Annotated in this window: 22 protein-coding genes and 1 pseudogene; 15 read left to right on the forward strand and 8 right to left on the reverse strand. The window is 73.8% G+C overall.

Annotation, left to right across the window (positions count from 1 at the left end; translation table 11 throughout):
• Nucleotides 1-38 precede the first annotated feature (38 nt).
• On the forward strand, nt 39-395 hold the full coding sequence (locus ACN27A_RS30140; RefSeq protein ID WP_132233017.1) for a DUF3099 domain-containing protein: 357 nt from the start codon (nt 39-41) through the stop codon (nt 393-395).
• Between the two features lie 26 nt (nt 396-421).
• Here ACN27A_RS30140 and ACN27A_RS30145 read toward each other — a convergent pair whose 3' ends face one another.
• Together ACN27A_RS30145 and ACN27A_RS30150 are read right to left on the reverse strand one after the other, a co-directional pair.
• A complete protein-coding gene (locus ACN27A_RS30145; protein WP_421457890.1) occupies nt 422-1,318 on the reverse strand; it encodes a carbohydrate kinase family protein in 897 nt (298 codons plus the stop codon).
• Nucleotides 1,315-2,244 carry a pseudouridine-5'-phosphate glycosidase gene (locus tag ACN27A_RS30150; RefSeq protein WP_421457891.1) on the reverse strand — a complete coding sequence of 310 codons (930 nt, stop codon included), beginning with the start codon at nt 2,242-2,244 and terminating at the stop codon, nt 1,315-1,317. Before ACN27A_RS30150 ends, ACN27A_RS30145 begins: the two co-directional genes overlap by 4 nt.
• Before the next feature lie 87 nt (nt 2,245-2,331).
• On the opposite strand from ACN27A_RS30150, the gene ACN27A_RS30155 reads away from it, so the two are divergent.
• The 4 genes from ACN27A_RS30155 to ACN27A_RS30170 all read left to right on the forward strand — a co-directional run bounded on the left by ACN27A_RS30155 (nt 2,332) and on the right by ACN27A_RS30170 (nt 5,856).
• Nucleotides 2,332-2,550 (forward strand): DUF3039 domain-containing protein, encoded by a 219-nt coding sequence (locus tag ACN27A_RS30155; RefSeq protein ID WP_089001394.1) that lies wholly within the window; start codon nt 2,332-2,334, stop codon nt 2,548-2,550.
• 40 nt (nt 2,551-2,590) lie between these two features.
• Nucleotides 2,591-3,241: a trimeric intracellular cation channel family protein gene (locus tag ACN27A_RS30160; protein ID WP_421457892.1), complete on the forward strand. Its 651-nt coding sequence runs from the start codon at nt 2,591-2,593 to the stop codon at nt 3,239-3,241.
• Nucleotides 3,242-3,329: 88 nt separating this feature from the next.
• Nucleotides 3,330-3,905, forward strand: coding sequence for a hypothetical protein (locus ACN27A_RS30165; RefSeq protein ID WP_421457893.1), 576 nt, complete (start codon nt 3,330-3,332; stop codon nt 3,903-3,905).
• A 220-nt stretch (nt 3,906-4,125) separates the two neighbouring features.
• Nucleotides 4,126-5,856 (forward strand): DEAD/DEAH box helicase, encoded by a 1,731-nt coding sequence (locus tag ACN27A_RS30170; protein ID WP_421457894.1) that lies wholly within the window; start codon nt 4,126-4,128, stop codon nt 5,854-5,856.
• 140 nt (nt 5,857-5,996) lie between these two features.
• On the opposite strand, the gene ACN27A_RS30175 is transcribed toward ACN27A_RS30170, so the two are convergent.
• Together ACN27A_RS30175 and ACN27A_RS30180 are read right to left on the reverse strand one after the other, a co-directional pair.
• Nucleotides 5,997-6,230 (reverse strand): DUF7455 domain-containing protein, encoded by a 234-nt coding sequence (locus ACN27A_RS30175; RefSeq protein ID WP_074474066.1) that lies wholly within the window; start codon nt 6,228-6,230, stop codon nt 5,997-5,999.
• Between the two features lie 244 nt (nt 6,231-6,474).
• Entirely contained in the window at nt 6,475-8,085 is a 1,611-nt protein-coding gene (locus ACN27A_RS30180; RefSeq protein WP_421457895.1) for an RNA polymerase sigma factor, read from the reverse strand.
• 288 nt (nt 8,086-8,373) lie between these two features.
• Between ACN27A_RS30180 and ACN27A_RS30185 the strand changes: the two genes are divergently transcribed.
• Nucleotides 8,374-9,189: an inositol monophosphatase family protein gene (locus tag ACN27A_RS30185; protein ID WP_421457896.1), complete on the forward strand. Its 816-nt coding sequence runs from the start codon at nt 8,374-8,376 to the stop codon at nt 9,187-9,189.
• A gap of 44 nt (nt 9,190-9,233) precedes the next feature.
• Here the strand turns inward: ACN27A_RS30185 and ACN27A_RS30190 are convergent, their stop codons facing one another.
• Nucleotides 9,234-9,749, reverse strand: coding sequence for a LytR C-terminal domain-containing protein (locus ACN27A_RS30190; RefSeq protein ID WP_421458669.1), 516 nt, complete (start codon nt 9,747-9,749; stop codon nt 9,234-9,236).
• A 435-nt stretch (nt 9,750-10,184) separates the two neighbouring features.
• Between ACN27A_RS30190 and ACN27A_RS30195 the strand changes: the two genes are divergently transcribed.
• Together ACN27A_RS30195 and ACN27A_RS30200 are read left to right on the forward strand one after the other, a co-directional pair.
• Complete coding sequence (locus tag ACN27A_RS30195; protein WP_013284790.1) at nt 10,185-10,481, forward strand: DUF4193 domain-containing protein; 297 nt, start codon at nt 10,185-10,187, stop codon at nt 10,479-10,481.
• Between the two features lie 139 nt (nt 10,482-10,620).
• Nucleotides 10,621-11,490, forward strand: a complete 870-nt coding sequence (locus ACN27A_RS30200; protein WP_421457897.1) for a hypothetical protein — start codon at nt 10,621-10,623, stop codon at nt 11,488-11,490.
• 199 nt (nt 11,491-11,689) lie between these two features.
• Here the strand turns inward: ACN27A_RS30200 and ACN27A_RS30205 are convergent, their stop codons facing one another.
• Nucleotides 11,690-12,190 carry a DUF3093 domain-containing protein gene (locus tag ACN27A_RS30205; protein ID WP_421458670.1) on the reverse strand — a complete coding sequence of 167 codons (501 nt, stop codon included), beginning with the start codon at nt 12,188-12,190 and terminating at the stop codon, nt 11,690-11,692.
• Between the two features lie 90 nt (nt 12,191-12,280).
• Here ACN27A_RS30205 and dut point away from each other — a divergent pair, with 90 nt between their 5' ends.
• The 4 genes from dut (at nt 12,281) to ACN27A_RS30225 (ending at nt 14,776) form a co-directional block, all read left to right on the forward strand.
• On the forward strand, nt 12,281-12,859 hold the full coding sequence (dut, locus tag ACN27A_RS30210; protein ID WP_421457898.1) for a dUTP diphosphatase: 579 nt from the start codon (nt 12,281-12,283) through the stop codon (nt 12,857-12,859).
• Between the two features lie 25 nt (nt 12,860-12,884).
• Nucleotides 12,885-13,553 (forward strand): DUF3710 domain-containing protein, encoded by a 669-nt coding sequence (locus ACN27A_RS30215; RefSeq protein WP_421457899.1) that lies wholly within the window; start codon nt 12,885-12,887, stop codon nt 13,551-13,553.
• 127 nt (nt 13,554-13,680) lie between these two features.
• Nucleotides 13,681-14,061 carry an OB-fold nucleic acid binding domain-containing protein gene (locus ACN27A_RS30220; RefSeq protein ID WP_132233037.1) on the forward strand — a complete coding sequence of 127 codons (381 nt, stop codon included), beginning with the start codon at nt 13,681-13,683 and terminating at the stop codon, nt 14,059-14,061.
• Between the two features lie 31 nt (nt 14,062-14,092).
• On the forward strand, nt 14,093-14,776 hold the full coding sequence (locus tag ACN27A_RS30225; protein WP_421457900.1) for a DUF3159 domain-containing protein: 684 nt from the start codon (nt 14,093-14,095) through the stop codon (nt 14,774-14,776).
• Between the two features lie 39 nt (nt 14,777-14,815).
• On the opposite strand, the gene ACN27A_RS30230 is transcribed toward ACN27A_RS30225, so the two are convergent.
• Both ACN27A_RS30230 and ACN27A_RS30235 read right to left on the reverse strand, forming a co-directional pair.
• Entirely contained in the window at nt 14,816-15,505 is a 690-nt protein-coding gene (locus ACN27A_RS30230; RefSeq protein WP_132233250.1) for a potassium channel family protein, read from the reverse strand.
• Between the two features lie 2 nt (nt 15,506-15,507).
• Entirely contained in the window at nt 15,508-16,173 is a 666-nt protein-coding gene (locus ACN27A_RS30235; RefSeq protein WP_132233041.1) for a potassium channel family protein, read from the reverse strand.
• Between the two features lie 162 nt (nt 16,174-16,335).
• Between ACN27A_RS30235 and ACN27A_RS30240 the strand changes: the two genes are divergently transcribed.
• The 3 genes and pseudogenes from ACN27A_RS30240 (at nt 16,336) to ACN27A_RS30250 (ending at nt 20,839) form a co-directional block, all read left to right on the forward strand.
• Nucleotides 16,336-18,411, forward strand: a complete 2,076-nt coding sequence (locus tag ACN27A_RS30240; protein WP_421457901.1) for an APC family permease — start codon at nt 16,336-16,338, stop codon at nt 18,409-18,411.
• A pseudogene (locus ACN27A_RS30245) lies at nt 18,408-19,648 on the forward strand (class I SAM-dependent RNA methyltransferase). Before ACN27A_RS30240 ends, ACN27A_RS30245 begins: the two are co-directional and overlap by 4 nt.
• Nucleotides 19,649-19,669: 21 nt before the next feature.
• Nucleotides 19,670-20,839, forward strand: coding sequence for an anhydro-N-acetylmuramic acid kinase (locus tag ACN27A_RS30250; protein ID WP_421457902.1), 1,170 nt, complete (start codon nt 19,670-19,672; stop codon nt 20,837-20,839).
• Nucleotides 20,840-20,893: the final 54 nt, after the last annotated feature.

The raw sequence follows: 20,893 nt of genomic DNA on the forward strand, positions 1-20,893 counted from the left end.
TGACAGGATGGGGCGTAACCCCCTCGAGGAGGTCCGTGGTGAAGCGTCAGGCGTACCAGCCGATCCTGATCACCGACGCCTCGCGCAGCCAGGACGACCAGCTCACCAGCCGTCAGAAGCGTTACGTGCTGATGATGGGCATCCGGGTGGCCTGCGTGATCGTCGGTGCCGTCCTGGTCGGCGTGCAGGCCCCGCTGCTCTGGCTCTGGCTGCCGATGGTGGCCCTGGGCATGGTGCTCATTCCGTGGCTGGCCGTGCTGCTGGCCAACGACCGCCCGCCCAAGGAGGAGCACCGGCTGGCCAACCGCTTCCAGCCGCGGCACCGGGACGAGACCCCGCCGATGAGCCTCACCGCCGAGGAGCGCCCGCACAAGATCATCGACGCCGAGCCCTGATCCCACCCCGCCCTCCGGCCCACACGTCAGGGGGAGGGGCGGGCGCCGATCTGGGAGACCGCGAGGGCGCCGAGGTCGCCGGCGCGGCCCAGCGCCACCGCCGGCTGGGCGCCGTCGAGCCAGGCGGCCAGCAGCCCGGCCGCGAACGCGTCCCCGGCCCCCGTGACGTCGACCACCGACACCCGGCGGGCCGGCGCCACGGCCACCGCGGCGTCCCGGTCCACCCAGACCGCCCCGGCCTCGCCCTGCTTGACGACGATCCGCCGGGCGGAGGCCGACAGCGCCCGCCCCTGCGCCGCCGGGTCCAGCCCGCCGGCCAGCACCGTGGCCTCGTCGGCGTTGACCAGGAGCAGGTCGACCCCGCGTACCCAGGACAGGAAGGCCGCCGCGCCGACCCGCCGCAGCGGGGCCGCGGAGGCCGCGTCGACACTGGTGGTGAGCCCGCGCTCGCGGGCGGCGGCCAACGCCCGCAGCCCCGCCGGTCGGGACTCGGCGTCCAGCAGGGTGTACCCGGACAGGTGCAGGTGCCGCGCGTCCGGCGCCGCCGTCAGGGCCGCGTCGACGTCGCCCGGGGTCAGCCGCAGGTTCGCGCCCCGCTCGGTGATCATCGACCGCTCCCCGGCCGTGGCCAGCACGATGACCGTCCCGGTGGCGCGGTCGGGGCACACCCGCGTCGCGCAGTCGACCCCCGCCCGCTCCAATTCGGCCACCCGGTCCCGCCCGGCGTCGTCGTCGCCGACGGCACCGACCAGCGTGACAGGTACGCCCTGCGCGGCGAGCCAGGCCGCGGTGTTGGCGGCCTGGCCGCCGCCGCTGAACCGGATCGCCGCCGGCGTGTCCGATCCGGTGGCCACCGGCCCCGCCAGCACCGCCACCACGTCGGTGATCAGGTCACCGACGACGAGGACGCGCCCTGCGGTCATGCCCCGGCGCGGCGGGCGGCCGCGGCGACGGCGATCCGGGCCGCGAGGTCGGCGTTGCGCAGGATGATCCGGACGTTCACCGCGAGGCTCGCCCCCTCGGTCGCCGAGTGGAAGTGTGCGAGCAGGTAGGGCGTCACGTCCTTGCCGGTCACCCCGTCGCGCTCCAGCAGGGCGAGCCCGTCGGCGAGGGTGCGGTCGTGCAGTTCCGGGTCGAGCTGCTCGTCGGTCGGCAGCGGGTTGGCCACGATCAGGCCGCCGTGGTGTGCGCCGTGCTGCTCGCGGGCCGCCAGCACGTCCGCGACCTGCTCCGGGGACTCCAGCGACCAGACCAGGTCGAAGCCGCCGTCGGTGATGAAGAAACCGGGGAAGCGCCGGGTCCGGAAGCCGACCACGCCGACGCCGAGGGTCTCCAGCCGCTCCAGGGTCGCGCCCACGTCGAGGATCGACTTGACCCCGGCGCAGACCACCGCGATCGGCGTACGGGCCAGGGTGACCAGGTCGGCGGACTCGTCGAAGGTCTGCGCCGCCTCGCGGTGCACCCCGCCGAGGCCGCCGGTGGCGAACACGCCGATCCCGGCGGCGTCGGCCACCGCGCTGGTCGCGGCCACCGTCGTGGCACCGTCCGCGCCGGTCGCGGCGGCGAGGGCGAGATCGCGTACGGAGAGCTTGGCAACCCCGTCGACGGTGGCGAGCCGGGTCAGCTCCGCGTCGTCGAGACCCACCACGAGCCGCCCGCCGACCATGCCGATGGTCGCCGGGACCGCGCCCGCGTCCCGGACGGCCTGCTCGATCTCGCGGGCCACCCGCAGGTTGTCCGGCCGGGGCAGGCCGTGCGAGACGATGGTGCTCTCCAGGGCGACGACGGGACGCCCGTCGCGCAGGGCGTCGGCAACCTCGCTGCCGTAGCGGATGTGAAAGTCGGTCACGTCACCACCGTACGGCCCCGGTCCGGGCGACCTGAAGTGGACCGGAGCGGGGGTGACCTGCCAGACTTGACGGTCGGAGGTGCAGAAGTGAGCACAGAGGTTCTCGAGCGTCCGGAGCTGAAGGACGCCGACACCGGTCCCGAGATGTTCCACTACGTGCGCAAGGAGAAGATCGCCGAGAGCGCCGTCATGGGCACTTTCGTCGTCGCGCTGTGCGGGGAGACCTTCCCGGTCACCAAGGCCGCCAAGCCCGGATCGCCGGTCTGCCCGAAGTGCAAGGAGATCTACGACTCCTGGGGCGAGTGAGCGCGGGCGACCCTCCCGGTCGCGCACGTAACCTTCGCCGGTGACCACCTCCACCGCCCTGCTCCTCGCCGACCTCACCGGGGTGGCGGTCTTCGCCGCCTCCGGGGCCTCCGCGGCGGTTGCCAAACGGCTCGACCTCTTCGGCGTCGTCTTCGTCGGCTTCGTGGCCGCGCTCGGTGGCGGGATCTTCCGGGACCTGGCGATCGACGAGGCGCCGCCGCTGGCCTTCGGCGACTGGCGGTACGCCGCCACGGCCGCCGTCACCGCCGCGGCCGTCTTCTGGCTGCACCCCGAGTTCGCCCGGCTGCGCACCACCGTGCTGGTGCTGGACGCGGCCGGGCTGGCGCTGTTCACCGTCACCGGCACGGTCAAGGCCCTCGATGCCCAGGTGCCGGCGGTGGGGGCCTGCGTGATCGGCATGCTCACCGCGATCGGCGGCGGCCTCGGGCGGGACCTGCTCACCGCCGAGATCCCGGTGGTGCTGCGGCGGGAGATCTACGCCGTCGCCGCGCTCGCCGGCTCGATCCTCGTGGTGCTGCTGGACGCCCTCGGGCACGCCAACGCCGCCTGGCTCACGGCCGCGGCGGTCTTCGTCTTCCTGCTGCGCCTGGTGTCGCTGCGCCGCCGGTGGTCCGCGCCGGTGCCGACCACGCGGCCGCCCAGGACCGGCATGCGCGGCCGGCGGGAGTGACGGCAGCCCGTTCCGCGATCCACGACCCTGTTGCTTCGTGGTGGGAAGATGAGTGCCAGGTCGGTCCGCCAAGAGAGCGGAGATCGTCTTGTCTGCACTTCTCCAGCAGTTGCCAACCCTTGCGGGCGTGCTGATCGGCGCTCTGGGGTCCTATCTCGTGTCGACGTCGACCGAGCGGTCCAGGTGGCGTCGGGAGCATCAGGCCCGGTGGGGCGACATGAGGGCGGCAGCCTACGCGAACTACGCCGGCGCAGTGAAGGAGCTCTTCCAGCTGACCCTGGAGGTGGACGCGCGCCGGCACCGTGACACGGATTCCTCGGCATCTCCCGACGATCTCGTACGACTGCAGGCAGCGGATGCCGCACGTGCGGCCAAGTGGGAGACCGTGCTGTTGGTCGGCACCCCGCAGGCCGTCGAGGCGGCGCGGCAGTGGCACCGGACGATCTGGAGCCTGGTGAGCATCGTCTCCGAGGATTCGTACGATGTGGCCAGGTTCGCGCAGGCGCTCGAACTGTCCGGCCCCGCCCGGTCCAATTTTTACGAGGCGGCACGGCGAGACCTGGGCCTCGTTGGCGAAGGCCTGCACGAAGTCGACTATTCGACCATATCGTCATGGATAACGCAGCGGCGGCCAAAGGCAGAGCCGAAAGGCGTTCTCCCCTGACTCCTGACCCGTGATGCCTCCCCCGTGGTGCCAGCCTCGGGGCCCGGGGCGGAGGCGGTGGGACCGGCGTGGCCCGTATGTCGCGTGGGCCCGGCGGGGCGGCGCTGGTTATGCTGGGTCGGCCTTCGCGGCACCCACTGCGCGGAGGCGTTTTCATGGGCGGCGGTACCCGTGGCCCTCGCCCGGGGTCCGCCGTCAGGCGGTCGGAGAGGAGCTTCCCGTGGCGGCCCGGTTGCCGGCGATCGAGACGTTTCCGGCACTGCGCGCATGGCAGCGCAAGGCACTCGTGGAGTACCTGCGTCGGCGGGACCCCGACTTCACGGCGGTCGCCACCCCCGGCGCCGGAAAGACCACCTTCGCCCTGCGGATCGCCGCCGAGCTGCTCGCCGACGGCACCGTCGAGGCGGTGACCGTGGTGGCACCCACCGAGCACCTGAAGACCCAGTGGGCGCAGGCGGCGGCCCGGGTCGGCATCCAGCTCGACGCCGCCTTCCGCAACGCCGACCTGCACTCCTCCGCCGACTTCCACGGCGCGGTCGTAACGTACGCGCAGGTGGGCATGGCGCCGCACGTGCACAAGCGGCGCACCCTCACCCGGCGCACCCTGGTCGTCCTCGACGAGATCCACCACGCGGGGGACAGCCGCTCCTGGGGCGACGGGGTGAAGGCGGCCTTCGAGGGTGCCGAGCGCCGGTTGATGCTCACCGGGACCCCGTTCCGCTCCGACGACAATCCGATCCCGTTCGTCGAGTACGAGCGCGGCGGGGACGGTCTGCTGCGCTCCCGCGCCGACTCGGTCTACGGCTACGCCGACGCGCTGCGCGACGGCGTCGTCCGGCCGGTGCTCTTCCTGGCGTACTCGGGGGAGACCCGGTGGCGCACCAACGCGGGGGAGGAGTTGGCGGCGCGGCTCGGCGAGCCGATGACCCAGGACCTCGTCGCGCAGGCGTGGCGCACCGCGCTCGACCCGGCCGGCGACTGGATGCCGCAGGTGCTGCGGGCCGCCGACGCCCGGCTGACCGTGCTGCGCAACGCGGGGATGCCCGACGCCGGCGGGCTGATCATCGCCAGCGACCAGCAGACCGCCCGCTCGTACGCGAAGCTCATCGAGCAGGTCACAGGCGAGCGCGCGGCGGTGGTGCTCTCCGACGACGTGGGCGCCTCGGCGCGGATCGCGACGTTCGCGGCGTCCGAGCAGCGCTGGCTGGTGGCGGTCCGGATGGTCTCCGAGGGCGTCGACATCCCCCGGCTGGCGGTCGGCGTGTACGCGACCAGCGCCAGCACCCCGCTCTACTTCGCGCAGGCGATCGGCCGGTTCGTCCGCGCCCGCCGCCCCGGCGAGACCGCCTCGGTCTTCCTGCCCAGCGTGCCGCACCTGCTCGGGCTGGCCAGCGAGATGGAGGTCGAGCGGGACCACGTGCTGGGCAAGCCCAAGGACCGCGAGGGCTTCGACGACGACCTGCTGGAGCGCGCCCAGCGCGACGACCAGGCCAGCGGCGAACTGGAGAAGCGCTTCGCGGCGCTCTCCGCCACGGCCGAGCTGGACCAGGTGATCTTCGACGGCGCCTCGTTCGGCACCGCCGCCCAGGCCGGCACCCCCGAGGAGGAGGAGTACCTGGGCCTGCCCGGGCTGCTCACCGCCGACCAGGTGGCTTTGCTGCTGACCAAGCGGCAGCAGGAACAGCTCGCGGCCCAGCGCCGCCGGGCCGCCAGGCCGGCTGAGGCGGCCGCTGCGGCGCCCACGGCGCCGCCGGCACCAATGAGTGCCGCCCAGCGTCGGGTCGCCCTACGCCGCCAACTGAACGCCCTCGTGGCCGCCCGGCACCACCGCACGGGGCAGCCGCACGGGAAGATCCACGCGGAGCTGCGCCGCCTCTGCGGCGGCCCGCCGAGCGCCCAGGCCACCATCGAGCAGCTCGAGGAACGCATCGCCACCGTCCAGACCCTCTGACGGCTGTCGACCGGCCCGCCACCGGTGCCCGGTAACGGGCGTGCCGGGCGGCGCGGGCGTGGCCGGGCGGGGGGACGCCAAAAGCCGGCCGGAGGCCCCTCAGGGGGCCTCCGGCCGGCTATGTCGTGGGTTTGCGGATCTCAGTTCGCCATCAGATCGGCGCCACGCCAGCTGAACTCCGGGTCCGTCGCGAACCGCACGGTGATCTTCACGAGATCCTCCGCGTACTTGTTCGCGTGGTGCCCACAGAACACCAGCTCGCTCCCACCCGCCAGAGTGATCCGGAGCTTGCCGGCAGCATTGCAGCGGTCGCACCGTTCATCGGCGGCTGGGGGAGCCACCGTCTCGGGCGGCGGCGTGAGGGTCGGGGTCATCGCCTTCCTCCTCTGGTCGTCACCGATGAACACTCTCTTCGGTCTTTGCTCACCTATCGTGCAACACCCTGTCCCGGCGCTGCCTTCCCTGTGTGCCCGCGGGGGACCGAGGTCACACATGGCAGGGACAGTGTGCCGTGCACCAAGGGTGCCACGTCAACGATCACAATCGTGCAACCGAACGATCACCTTCCGACGTTGCACGCCAGGTGGTCAAAACGACACGTTCGGTTGACGATCGCGATCAGTCCAGGTAGTCCCGGAGCACCTGCGAACGCGACGGGTGGCGCAACTTGGACATCGTCTTGGACTCGATCTGCCGGATGCGTTCCCGGGTCACCCCGTAGACCTGGCCGATCTCGTCCAGCGTGCGCGGCTGGCCGTCGGTCAGCCCGAAGCGCAGGCGTACCACCCCCGCCTCACGCTCGGACAACGTCTGCAGCACCTGCTGGAGCTGATCCTGCAGGAGCGAGAACGAGACCGCGTCGACCGCGACCACGGCCTCGGAGTCCTCGATGAAGTCACCGAGCTGGCTGTCGCCCTCGTCGCCGATGGTCTGGTCCAGCGAGATGGGCTCCCGGGCGTACTGCTGGATCTCCAGCACCTTCTCCGGTGTGATGTCCATCTCCTTGGCGAGCTCCTCCGGGGTGGGCTCGCGGCCCAGGTCCTGGAGCAGCTCGCGCTGGATGCGGCCGAGCTTGTTGATGACCTCGACCATGTGCACCGGGATGCGGATGGTGCGGGCCTGGTCGGCCATGGCCCGGGTGATCGCCTGCCGGATCCACCAGGTGGCGTACGTGGAGAACTTGTAGCCCTTGGTGTAGTCGAACTTCTCGACCGCGCGGATCAGGCCGAGGTTGCCCTCCTGGATCAGGTCGAGGAAGGCCATGCCGCGACCGGTGTAGCGCTTGGCCAGCGAGACGACCAGCCGGAGGTTGGCCTCCAGCAGGTGGTTCTTGGCGCGCTCGCCGTCGCGCGAGATCCAGCCCAGGTCCCGCTGCATCTCGCGGGTGAGCTTCTCCTCGCCCTCGTCGGCCGCGCGCAGCCGCTCCGCGGCGTAGAGCCCGGCCTCGATCCGCTTGGCCAGCTCCACCTCCTGCTCGGCGTTGAGCAGCGGGACCTTGCCGATCTGCTTGAGGTAGGCCCGGACCGAGTCGGCGGAGGCGGTCAGCTCCGCGTCGCGACGCGCCTGCTTGAGCGCCTCGGACTCCTCGTCGTCCCACTCGAAGTCGTTGTCGCTGGCCGAGTTGGCGGCGTCGGTCTCGGCGGCGCGGGTCAGCTCCGCCGGCTCCTCGACGACCACGTCCTCGATCGCGGCGGCCAGCTCCTCCGGGTCGATGTCGCCCTCGGCGCCCTCGCCCTTGGCCTTGCCGCCGGCCTTGGCCGGCTTGGCGCCGGCCGCCGCGACCGTGGCCTTGGTGGCCCGGGTCGACTTGGTCGCCTTCGCGGGCGCGGCGGCCTTGGCGGCCACCTCGGCGGTGGTGCCGGTGGCCTTGCGCGGGGCGGCCTTGCGCGGGGCGGGCGCCGGGGCCTCGTCCGCGGCGGGCGCCTGCTTCGGGGCGGGCGCGACGGCCTTCTTGGTGGTCTTGGCGGTGGTGGCCCGGGACGCGGGGGTGGCCGATCGGGCGGCGGCGACGCGGCGGCGGGTGCTCGCCGAGCCGTCGACCACCACGGTCACTCCCGCCTCGGAGAGCGCCCGCAGGATCTTCTTGGCCTGGGCCGGAGTCACCTCGGCGGACTCGACGGTGCGCGCGAGCTGAGCCGACGTGAGCTGGCCGCCGGCGCTCTGCGCGTGGGCGATCAGAGTGTCGGTGAGCGAGCGAACGTCGGCGCCGGTCTGGCGGGGTTCTGTCACGAATGACCTTCCGGAGGCGAAGAGCGAGCACGGCCGGGTCGTCCGACGCAGAGCGGGGCACCTTGCCGGGCGATGTGGTTGAGGTACCCCCGTGTCCCGGGCCGGCCGGTCGTTGGCGGTCCGTCGCAGCGTGGGCAGGGGTGAATTGTAACGCCGTCTGCGGCGATCATCCCTCGCCGCACGGCGGACCGGCGGCGGGGACCGCCGATTCGACGTAGATGTGGACTTTGTAAGGATGGTACAGCGCGTGACCCGGAACACCCCGGCCGTGCGGGAAGGGGACGAACGATGGATCGCTCGGCGCCGGCGGAACTGCTGGACATCGCGGTCGAGGTGGCCCGGGACGCGGCCGCCACCGCGTACCGGATGCGGGTCGAGGGCGTGTCGGTGGCGGCCACCAAGAGCACGGTCACCGACGTGGTGACCGCGGCCGACCGGGCGGTCGAGCGGCAGGTGATCGACGCGCTGCGCCGGCTGCGGCCGGGCGACGCCGTCCTCGGCGAGGAGTACGGGGCGGGGGAGACCGGCCCGGTCGGCCCCGGCGGCGTCCGCTGGATCGTGGACCCGATCGACGGCACGGTCAACTACCTCTACGGGATCCCGCACTGCGCGGTGTCGCTCGCCGCCGAGGTCGACGGCGAGGTGGTCGCCGGGGTGGTGCGCAACGTCAGCACCGGCGAGGAGTGGACGGCCACCGCCGGCGGGGGCGCCTGGCGCGACGGCGAGCGGCTGCGCTGCTCCACGGAGACCGATCTCGGCCAGGCGCTGGTCGCCACGGGTTTCGGCTACGACCCGGGGCGCCGGGCGCACCAGGCCCGGGTGGTCGCCGAGCTGATCCCGCACATCCGGGACATCCGCCGGTTCGGCGCCGCGGCGCTGGATCTCTGCCTGGCCGCGGAGGGCCGGGTGGACGCCTACTACGAGAAGGGGCTCGCCGCCTGGGACCAGGCCGCCGGTGCCCTGGTGGCGAGCGAGGCCGGGCTGCTGGTCGCCGGGCTGGGCGGGCTGCCGGCGGGCCCGGACCTGGTGATCGCCGCGCCGGCGGCGCTGTTCAAGCCGCTGCACGACCGCCTCGCGGACCTGGACGCCTCGGGCGGTCCCTGACCGGCCGGCGCCGTGCCCCCGGCGGGACCGGGGGCACGGCGTGGTCAGTCGTCCTCGGACATCGGGCAGGACTCGGCCGGTGCGACCGGCGCGCCGAGGTCGCCCAGGGACTGGTTGACCTCGGTGGTGGTGGCGAGCTGCTGGAAGCCGCCGCCGAGCACTACGTCGACGACGTCGTCGGTGCGCTTGGCGTCGTAGTCCCACTCGGCGTTGTCGAGGAAGTACGCCCGCAGCAGGTGCGCCGAGCCGACACCCTTCGGGCCGTAGCGCAGGACCGCGATGTCGTCGATGTGCTTCTTCTCGTTGCCGACCTTCTTGACCTGGAACTTGCGGTTGCGGAAGTCGTCCGCGACGGTGCTGGCCCGACCCGGTTCGTCGGTGGCGTTGTAGACGTTGATCTTGACGTCCTTGGGTTCCCGCAAGGTCACGTCGGCCATCGGCCAGCCCTCGGGACAGCCTCCGGCGAGGCCGGCGCTGCTCTGGGTGTCGCGGACCAGTGCGACGACCACGAAGACGAGGGCCAGCACCGCCAGCAGGCCGACGACAACGAGTGCTCGCACTCGTGCAAAGCTCATCAGGGTGCTCCCCGGACAGTGGGTGGGTGGTGGCGGCCGCCGGTGGTCGGGCCGCCCCGCCGGCCGTCGAGTACGCCGCTGAGGTTAACGGTTGTCCGGCCGTCGCGTGGAAACAGCCGGACATGCCGGCGCGCCATCCGGGAACCGGGTAGTACTACCCCTATCTTCGTGTCGCCTGAGTCACATTGGGAACAACTTCGCGTGCGGGGGCGTACATCTCAGCCACGAGGGCGGTATACATGCCTCGCCAAATGGGGGGGTATGGTTCCGCGCTCGTCGGGTGTTCCTTGGGGATGCCTCCGTCCGTGCTGTCTTCGGGTCGGGTGACCGACACAAGTGGTGGCCGGCCAGCGGAACCGAAACAGCGTCGTCCGGCGTTACAACCGGAAGCGACAACATCGATATGGGAGAGTGAAACCGATGGCCACCGACTACGACGCCCCGCGTCGCGACGAGGTCGACCTCGGCGAGGACAGCCTGGAAGAGCTCAAGGCCCGACGCGTCGACTCACAGTCGGGCGCCGTGGACGTCGACGAGGCCGAGGTGGCCGAGAGCTTCGAGCTGCCCGGCGCCGACCTGGCGGACGAGGAACTCACGGTCAAGGTGCTGCCGATGCAGCAGGACGAGTTCCGGTGTGCCCGCTGCTTCCTGGTGCACCACCGCAGCCAGTTGGCGGTCGAGCGCAACGGCGACCTGATCTGCCGCGAGTGCGTCTGACACCGTGCGTCCGCACCAGCGGCGGCTCCCTCGTCGGGGCCGCCGCTGCCCGAGTCGCCGTGCGGCATTCCCGGGGACCTGCTTGACTCGTTGACGGGTGACCGTCATGACGACGTCGGTCCATTCGGGAGGTCGGACCATGAGCGAGCGGAGCGAGTCCGGCGGCACGCGTGGCGCGGACCAGGGCCGGGCCGACGGCGCGGACGCCCCCGCCGCGCGGGACGACCACGTCGACGCGGTGCCCGCGCGCGGCACGGACGAGCTGGGTGCCACCGTCGCGGCCCTGACCGCCGACGACGTCGCGCCGGCGCGCCGGCGGCAACTGCTCGGCCGACTCGTCGGGCAGGCGCGGGCGCGTGGGCTGACCGACCTGTTCAAGCCGAAGAGCGCGGTGCGCTGGATGGTCGACACGGTCGCCGAGGTCGCCCCGCACGTGCCCGTACGCGACCTGGCCACCCTGCGCCGGCACTTCGACGGCCTGGACGGCGAGGCGTTGGCCGAGCGGCTGGTCCGCAACGCCGCGCGGACGACGGCCGGCATCGGCGCCGCCGGCGGGGGAGTGGCGGCGGTCGAGTGGGCGGTCGCCCCGACCCTGCTCTCCGCGCCGGTCCTGCTGGCCGCCGAGACGGTCGCCGTGGTGGCGGTCGAACTGAAGCTGATCGGCGAACTGCACGAGGTCTACGGGGTCCCGGTGCCGGGCGGCGGCACCCAGCGGGCGGTCGCGCTGGTGCAGTCCTGGGCCGGCCAGCGGGGGATCAACCCGATGATGCCCGGTGTCGGCGTGAGCGCCGTGCTGGGCACCGCCGCGCGCAAGGAGCTGCGGGACACGCTGCTCAAGCGCTTCGGCCGCAACCTGACCACCCTCGGGCCCTTCCTCACCGGGGCGGCGGTGGCCAGCTACCTCAACCGCCGGGCCACCCGGACCATGGCGGACCAGCTCCGCAGCGACCTGCGTCGCCAGGCCAAGGCCCTGCCGGACGCCCCGCCGGCCCTCCCCGGCGCCCGCTGAGCCGGCGACGGCAGCGAGCACGGCCCGGGTCGCCAACGTCGCGGGACAGCGCCGGGCGAACGGGCGGCAGCCGGGCAGGGAACCGGGGCCGGAGCGGAGGACCGACGCCGGGCGAACGGGCGGCAGCCGGGCAGGAGACCGGCCCCGAGCGGGGGCCCGGCGTCGGGCAGGGGGACGGCGCGACCGGGCGCCGGACGGCTCAGGGCCGGGCGGCGTCGCGGGCGGCGAGGAGCGCCTCGGCCAGCTCGACCGGGTGCCGGGTGCTGACCACCCAGAACGGGGTGGGGTCGGCCGGGTCGTCGAGGACCACCTGCACGGCGCCGGGGATCCACGGCCGCTGCACCACGAACGCCAGCGGGTCGGCGCCGACCCCGAGCACCTCACGCCGGCCGGCGGCGTCCAACGGGACGACGTCGGCGACGAACCGGACGGGCAGCCGGGCGTCGTCCACCCGCAGCTCGTCGTCGCGTACGGCGATCCGGATCCGGCCCAGCCAGGCCAGGCCGGCGACGGTCGCCGGGAGCAGCACGACGAAGGGCAGCCAGGCGCGGACGCCGGGGGCGCCCATCCAGACCTCGAGGGCCAGCAGCGCGGCCGCGGCCAGGCCACCCAGCCACAGCCACCAGGGCAGACCGAGCCGCTCGGCGTGCTGCGGGGGCACCGCGGCGGGCGGCGCCGGGGACGGCGAGGATGGTGACAGGCTCACTCCTGCGAGGGTACGGCGCACGACGGGCGACGGAACCGGCAGGATGGCAGGGTCACCCCAGGAAACGGACGGAAGAGGAGAACCGTGACCGACGTCGTACCCGTGCCCGTACGGCAGCTCGACCCCGAGCTGCCGCTGCCGGCGTACGCCCATCCCGGCGATGCCGGCGCGGACCTGGTGGCCGCGGCGGACGTCGAGCTGCCACCCGGCGGCCGGGCCCTGGTCCCGACCGGCGTGGCGATCGCGTTGCCCGAGGGGTACGTGGGCCTGGTCCACCCCCGTTCGGGGCTCGCGGCCAGACTCGGCGTGACGGTGCTCAACGCGCCCGGTACGGTCGACGCCGGCTACCGGGGTGAGATCCTGGTCAACCTGATCAACCATGATCGGGAGACACCGGCGAAGATCTCCCGTGGTGACCGCATCGCGCAGCTCGTCGTGCAACGGGTGGCACGGGCGGACTTCCGGCCGGTGGCCGAGCTGCCCGCGTCCCGGCGCGGGACCGGCGGCCACGGCTCCACGGGCGGCCACGCCGGCCTGGTGCCGTCCCCGGCGGACGGCGGACAGGACGCGGCCCCGGAGGCACCGGACGGACGGCGGTCGCCGGACGTGCGGCGGGAAGAGCGGGACCGGGCAGGCGGCCGGACGGAAGAGGTGGCAGGGTGAGAGCGAACAGCGGAGGGTTGGCGCAGTGATCTTCTCCCGGAAGCGGGACAGTGCCGGACGGCACGCCCGTGACGAGCGGACGACCGAGGTCCTCGACTCGCACGAGGAGTCGACCCCGGCCCGCGGCCCGTACGACATCTCCGAGGCGCCCGAGGGAGTGCAGCGGCTCGACCTGGGCAGCCTGCACATCCCGGCGGTGCGCGACGTCGAGGTGCGGGTGCAGGCCGACCCGGAGGGCGTGATCCAGCAGGTCGTGCTCGTGCACGGCCCGAACGCGCTCCAGCTCGGTGTCTTCGCCGCGCCGCGCTCCGAGGGCATCTGGGACGAGGTGCGCGAGGAGATCCGCAAGTCGCTGTTCAACGACGGCGCGGCGGCCCAGGAGGTCCAGGGCGAGTACGGCATCGAGCTGCACGCCCGCGTGCGTACCCCGGACGGGCTGACCGACCTGCGGTTCGTCGGCATCGACGGGCCGCGCTGGATGGTCCGCGGCGTCTACCAGGGCGAGGTGGCCACCGACCCGGCCGCCGCCGGCCCGCTGGCCGAGTGCCTCGACGGCCTGGTGGTCGACCGGGGCCAGGAGGCCAAGCCGGTGCGCGAGCCGCTGCCGCTGCGGCTGCCCCGTGAGGTGGCCGACCAGGCGGTCCAGGAGGCGCCGGCCGACGGCAACCCCGCGCCCGCGCCCCGCGAGGCGTGACCGACGGTCACGACGCGCCGGGACCGGCCCCGTCGGCGTACGCTGGCGGGACGGTTCCGGCGTCGCCGGGGCCGTCCCGGGCGCCGGCGACGCGTCGGCCCAGCGTGGAGAGGGTGACGCGGAGGTCATGTCGACCGACGAGGGCCGGGGTCCGCTGCGCCGCATGCTGCGCCGGCTCACGGCGAGCGAGGCGGAGATCGAGGCGCAGGAGCTGCGCCGGGAGAGCGCCGAGCACGGCGGTGTTCCGGCCGGGCAGTGCACGCGGGGTCAGGTGGTCTCGGTGGCCGGTCGGCTGCGTACGGTCGTCTACACCCCGCGGACCAACCTGCCCACGCTGGAGGCGGACCTCTACGACGGCAGCGACGTGGTGACCCTGGTCTGGCTGGGCCGGCGGCACATCGCCGGGATCGAGCCCGGCCGGCACCTGACCGCGCGCGGCCGGGTGGCGGTGCGCGACGACCGCAAGGTCATCTACAACCCGTACTACGAGCTGGAACCGCCGAAGTGACCCGGTGGCCGCGGCGGACGGAAGGCGTGCGATGACGACGGGACAGCACCGGGCGGCACAGCCGGCGAGCGATCCGCAGGGCGAGGAGCCGCTGCCCACCCTCGCCGAGCAGATGGCCGACCAGCTCGGCGGCTGGCGGGGCCTGGTCGAGTCCAGCATCCCGGTGGTCGTCTTCGTGCTGGCCAACATCATCGGCGAGCTGCGGCCCGCCGTGATCGCCTCGGTGGTGGTGGCCCTCGCGATCGCCGGGCTCCGGCTGGCGCAGCGCCGGCCAATCCGGCACGCGGTCAACGGGCTCTTCGGCGTGGCCGTCGGCGCCGCGATCGCCTGGCGCACCGGCGACGAGCGCGACTTCTACCTCCCCGGCATCCTCTACGGCATCGGCTACGGCCTGGCCCTGCTGCTCTCGGCCGCCATCCGGCAGCCCCTGGTGGGGTGGATCTGGTCGGTGCTGGTGGCCAAGGGCCGCTCCGAGTGGCGCTCCGACCCGCGCCTGGTGCGCACGTTCACCGGGCTCACCGTGCTGTGGGGCGTGGTGTGGCTGGCCAAGGTGGGCGTGCAGGCGGGGCTCTACCTCGCCCACCAGGACACGGCGCTCGGCGTGGCGCGGCTGGTGCTGGGCTACCCGCCGTACGTGCTGCTGCTGCTGATCACGGTCTGGACGGTCCGCCGGGTCACCCGGGAGGCGGAGTCCGAGGCGCTGCCCGGCGGCTGAGCCGGCCCACCGCACTGCCCGGCGGCTGAGGCCGCCGCCTCAGCGCTGCTCGCGGGTGCGCTCGACGCTGTCCGCTCCGAGCACCACCGCGCGGACCGCGTCCTCGACCTCCGCGGTGCACACGAAGATCAGCTCGTCGCCGGCCTCCAACGGGTCGTCCGGCGTGGGCACCAGCACCCGCTTGCCGCGCAGGATCGCCACCAGCGCCGAGTCGCGGGGCAGTGGGACCGCGCGCAACGGCTCCCCGACGTACGGGGCGGTCGGCGGCAGGGTGATCTCCACCAGGTTCGCCTCGCCCTGCCGGAACGTCATCAGCCGGACCAGGTCGCCGACGGTGACCGCCTCCTCGACCAGGGCCGCCATCACCCGCGGCTTGCTCACCGCGACGTCGACGCCCCACTGCTCGGTGAAGAGCCACTCGTTCTCGGCCCGGTTGACGCGGGCCACCACCCGGGGCACCGCGAACTCGGTCTTGGCCAGCAGCGAGACCACCAGGTTGACCTTGTCGTCCCCGGTGGCCGCGACCACCACGTCGCAGCCGGCGATGTCGGCCTCCTCCAGGCTGGCCAGCTCGCAGGCGTCGGCCAGCACCCAGTCGGCGGCCGGCACCCGGTCGGGGCGGAGCATCCTGGGCTGGCGCTCGATGAGCATCACCTGGTGGCCGTTGTCGATCAGCTCCTGGGCGATCGAGCGGCCCACGTTGCCCGCGCCGGCGATGGCGATGCGCATGCTCACAGCCCTCCTTCCGGCGGCGCCGCCGCCACCGACGTGACCGTCTCCGCGATGTCGTCGGTGACCAGCATGAAGAGCTGGTCGCCCTCCTGGACCACGCTGGAGCTGGTCGGCAGCGTGCCGATGCCGAAGCGGATCAGGTACGCCACCCGGGCCCCGGTCGCCCCCTCCAGGGCGCGTACCGGCCGGCTGACCCAGTCCTTGTGCACCGGCACCTCGATGATCGACACCGTGCTCGTCGGGTCGCGGAAGATCTCCACGTTCCCCTCCGGCACCAGGTGCCGCAGCATCCGTTCGGCGGTCCACCGGACGGTGGCCACGGTGGGGATGCCGAGCCGCTCGTAGACCTGCGCGCGGCGCTGGTCGTAGATCCGCGCCGCCACCCGGGACACGCCGAACGTCTCCCGGGCGAGCCGGGCCGAGATGATGTTGGAGTTGTCGCCGCTGGAGACGGCCGCGAAGGCATCCGCCCGCTCGATGCCGGCCTGCCGCAGCACCTCCCCGTCGAAGCCGGCGCCGGTGACGGTGATCCCGGCGAAGTCCGGGCCGAGCCGGCGGAAGGCGTCGGCGTCGTGGTCGATGACCGCGACCGAGTGCCCCCGGGACTCCAGGCTGTAGGCGAGGGTCGAGCCGACCCGGCCACAACCCATGATCACGACATGCACCGCGTCCCTCCTCAAGGTGCGCCACACCCGGCCGGTGAGCGTGCCGTCTGCGAGCCTGCCACGTTCCCGACGCGAGTGCGGACCGACGGTACTCCGCCGCCGCGCCACGTTGCGATCGGCCACCCCACGAGGCACATCCGGGGGGTCGTACGCTTGGCCGTTGTGGCCAGACCCACCTCGCTGCTGAAGCGGCTGCTCCTCGGTCGACCGTTCCGGTCCGACCGGCTCAAGCACACGCTTCTGCCCAAGCGCATCGCGCTGCCCGTGTTCGCGTCCGACGCGCTCTCCAGCGTCGCGTACGCGCCCGACGAGATCCTGCTGACCCTCTCCATCGCCGGCGCCTCGGCGTACTTCTTCTCGCCGTGGATCGCCCTGGCCGTCGTGGTGGTGATGCTCACCGTCGTCGCCAGCTACCGGCAGAACGTGCACGCCTACCCCTCGGGCGGCGGCGACTACGAGGTGGCCACGGTCAACCTCGGGCCCCGGGCGGGGGTCGCGGTGGCCAGCGCGCTGCTGGTGGACTACGTGCTCACGGTCGCGGTCTCGGTCTCCTCCGGGGTGGCCAACCTGGGCTCGGTGGTGCCGTTCGTGGCCACCCACAAGGTGCTGATCGCGGTCACCGCGGTGGTGCTGCTCACCGCGGTGAACCTGCGCGGCCTGCGGGAGTCCGGCACGGCCTTCGCCATCCCCACCTACGGCTTCATCATCGTGATGGTCGGGATGCTGCTCACCGGCCTGGTCCGGGTCTTCGTGCTCGGCCACGACCTGCGCGCGCCCAGCGCCAGCCTGGAGATCCAGGCCGAGCACAGCGTCACCGGCTTCGCCCTGGTCTTCCTGCTGCTGCGCACCTTCTCGTCGGGCTGCGCGGCGCTGACCGGCGTGGAGGCGATCTCCAACGGGGTGCCGGCGTTCAAGGCGCCGAAGAGCCGCAACGCGGCCACCACGCTGCTGCTGCTCGGCACCATCTCGGTGGCGATGCTGGTCGGCATCATCTGGCTGTCCCGCCTCACCGGCCTGCAGTTCGTCGAGGACCCGAGGCTACAGATCATCTCCGGCCCCGAGGGGTACGTGCAGAAGACCGTCACCACCCAGCTCGGGGAGACGGTCTTCGGCTCCGGCTCGGTGCTGCTCTTCGTGGTCGCCGGGGTCACCGCGCTGATCCTCTTCCTGGCCGCGAACACCGCCTTCAACGGCTTCCCGGTGCTCGGCTCGATCCTCGCCCAGGACCGCTACCTGCCCCGGCAGCTGCACACCCGCGGCGACCGGCTGGCCTTCTCCAACGGCATCGTCTTCCTGGCCGTCGCCGCGATCGTGCTGATCGTCGGCTTCCAGGCCGAGGTGACCAAGCTCATCCAGCTCTACATCGTGGGCGTCTTCGTCTCCTTCACGCTCTCCCAGGCCGGCATGATCCGGCACTGGAACCGGCACCTGAGGACCGCGCGGGACCCGCAGGCGCGCCGGCGGATGCTCCGCTCCCGGGCGATCAACACCTTCGGCATGGCGATGACCGGCGCGGTGCTGGTCGTCGTGCTCGTCACCAAGTTCCTGCTCGGCGCGTGGATCGCCATCGCCGCGATGGCGATGATCTACGTGCTGATGCTGGGCATCCGCCGGCACTACGACCGGATCGCCGCGGAGCTGACCCCGCCGGACGAGGGCCGCGCCGTGCTGCCCGCCCGCAACCACGCCGTCGTGCTGGTCAGCAAGCTGCACAAGCCGACGCTGCGGGCGATCGCGTACGCCCGGGCCACCCGGCCGGACACGCTGACCGCGGTGACCGTCAACGTCGACGAGAAGGACACCCGGGAGTTGCAGGCGGAGTGGGAGCGGCGGGACCTGCCCGTCCCGCTGACCGTGGTCGACTCGCCGTACCGGGAGATCACCCGCCCGATCCTGAACTACGTGGCCGGCGTCCGCCGGGAGTCGCCGCGCGACGTGGTCACGGTCTTCATCCCGGAGTACGTGGTGGGGCGCTGGTGGGAGCACCTGCTGCACAACCAGAGCGCACTGCGCCTGAAGGGCCGGCTGCTCTTCGAACCGGGGGTGATGGTGACCAGCGTGCCGTGGCAGCTCGCCTCGACCGCCGGCAAGGACCTGGACCGGCTGGACGCCACACTGAGCCGGGGGCCCGCACGCGGTCCCCGGGTCGCGCCGCGCGGCACCCTGCCGCCGAGCGTCCCGCCCGTCGTGTCCGCACCGCCCGGCGAGAGCGGCCCGAGTGGTGGAGGTGAACGGTGAGCGCGCACGGGAACGGCCGCGGGCTGGAGGAGGCCGAGCGGGTCGAGCTGACCGTGGGGGCGGTCGCGCCCGGCGGGCACTGCGTCGCACGGGTGGACGGCCAGGTGGTCTTCGTCCGGCACGCGCTGCCCGGAGAGCGGGTGGTCGCCGAGGTCACCGAGGTGCACAAGGGGTTCGTCCGGGCCGACGCGGTGAGCGTGCTCGAGGCCGCCCCGGACCGGGTCGAGCAGCCCTGCCCGTACGCGAAGCCGGGCCGGTGTGGCGGGTGCGACCTGCAACACGTCGCCCCGGCCGCCCAGCTCGACTGGAAGGCGGCGGTGGTGCGCGAGCAGCTCACCCGCCTCGGCGGGCTCACCGATGCCGAGCTGGACGCCCTCGGCGTCCGGGTCGAGGCGCTGCCCGGCGGGCCCCTCGGCTGGCGCTCCCGGGTCCGCTACGCCGTCGACGGGGCGGGCCGGGCCGGCCTGCTCAAGCACCGCTCGCACGAGGTGGTCCCGATCGACCGCTGCCTGATCGCCCACCCGGCGATCCGCGAGCTGCCCGTGCTGGCCCCGACCGGGGCGCGCTGGCCGGACGCGGACGCGGTCGAGACCGTCGCCTCCACCGGCGGGGACGTGGCCGTGACCGCCGTCGCCGACGGGGTGCCCCGCACGGTGAGCGGCCCGGACCGGGTCCGCGAGGTGGCCGCCGGCCGGGAGTGGACGCTGCCGGCGTCGTCGTTCTGGCAGGTCCACCCGGCCGCCGCCGACACCCTTGTCGACGCCGTGCTCACGTTGGTCGACCCGCGCCCGGGGGAGCGGGCCTGGGACCTCTACGGCGGGGCGGGGCTCTTCGCCGCCGCGCTCGCCGACCGGGTCGGCGACGCGGGCCGCGTCACAGTGGTCGAGTCGGCGGCCCAGGGCGTCGCCGCCGCCCGGGAGAACCTGCGCGACCTGCCCCGGGTGGAGGTCGTGCCGGCCGGGTGGAGACCGCGCTGGCCCGCCGCCGGATCACCGGGCCGGTGGACGTGGTGGTGCTCGACCCGCCGCGCTCCGGGGCGGGCGCCCGGGTGGTGCGCGACATCGTGGCCGCCGGTCCCCGCGCGGTGGCGTACGTGGCCTGCGACCCGGCCGCCTTCGCCCGCGACGTGCGCACCTTCGCCGGGCTGGGGTGGCGGTTGACCGTGCTGCGCGGGTTCGACCTGTTCCCGATGACCCAGCACGTCGAACTGGTCGGTCTGCTCCTGCCGCCCGACTGAGTCCACCGTTAGCCTGACGTCATGAAGATCGTCGGGCTGATGTCGGGGACCTCCTACGACGGGGTGGACGTGGCCGCCGCCGAGTTCACCCTCGACGGGGACACGCTGCGGCTGCGCCCGCTGGGGCACCGCGCCCTCGACTACGACGACGGGCTGCGCGAGGCGATCGGCGCGCTGCTGCCGCCCGAAAGCACCACGATCGAGGCCGTCTGCCGGCTGGACAACCGCCTCGGCGAGGTCTTCGCCGAGGCGGCGGCGATCGGTGTCGAGCTGGCCGGCGGGGCGGTCGACGCGGTGGTCTCGCCCGGGCAGACGGTCTTCCACTGGGTCGCCGACGGGCGCGCCCGGGGGACCCTGCAACTGGGCTCGGTGGCCCGGGTGGCCGCCCGGGTGGGCGTACCCGTGCTCAGCGACCTGCGCTCGGCGGACGTCGCGGCCGGCGGGCAGGGCGCGCCCCTGGTCCCGGCGTTCGACGCGCTGCTGCTCGACCCGGCCGACGGCGCGGCCCCGCGCGCCGCGCTCAACCTGGGCGGCATCGCCAACCTCACGGTGCTCGCGCCGGGCGCGCCGGTGCTCGGGTACGACGTCGGGCCCGCCAACGCGCTGCTCGACGCGGCGGCCCGCCGCCTCCTCGGGCGGCCCTGCGACCTTGACGGCGCCCGCGCGGCGGCCGGTCGGGTGCACCCCGGCCTGCTCGACGCGCTGCTCGCCGAGCCGTACTACGCGGCGGCGCCGCCCAAGTCGACAGGCAAGGAGCTGTTCCACGCCGGCTACCTGGACGCCCGGTTGGCCGCCCTCGGCGAGGCGGTGCCGGCCGACGACGTGCTCGCCACCCTGACCGAGCTGACCGCCCGGGTGGTGGCCGCCGAGTGCGACCGGCACGGCGTGGCGGAGGTGGTGGCGGCCGGCGGCGGGGTGCGCAACCCCACCCTGACCGCCCGGCTGGCCGCCCTCGGGGCGGGGCGCTGGCGGCTGCGCACCACCGACGAGCTGGGGGTGCCCGCGCAGGCCAAGGAGGCGTACGCGTTCGCCCTGCTGGGCTGGCTCTCCTGGCACGGGCTGCCCGGCGCGCTGCCCTCGGTGACCGGCGCCGACCGGGCCGCCGTGCTGGGCTCCTGGACCCCGTCCGGGCCGGCGTACCGGGGCGCCCCGGCCGTCCCGGCGCCCCGGCGGCTGCGGATCGCGGCCTGAGCACCGGAGGCGGGACCCGGGCGTGCGCGATCCATCCGGGGGCTGACCAGGCGC

The sequence above is a fragment of the Micromonospora sp. WMMD737 genome (assembly GCF_049179055.1).
Taxonomy (GTDB): Bacteria; Actinomycetota; Actinomycetes; order Mycobacteriales; family Micromonosporaceae; genus Micromonospora; species Micromonospora reichwaldensis.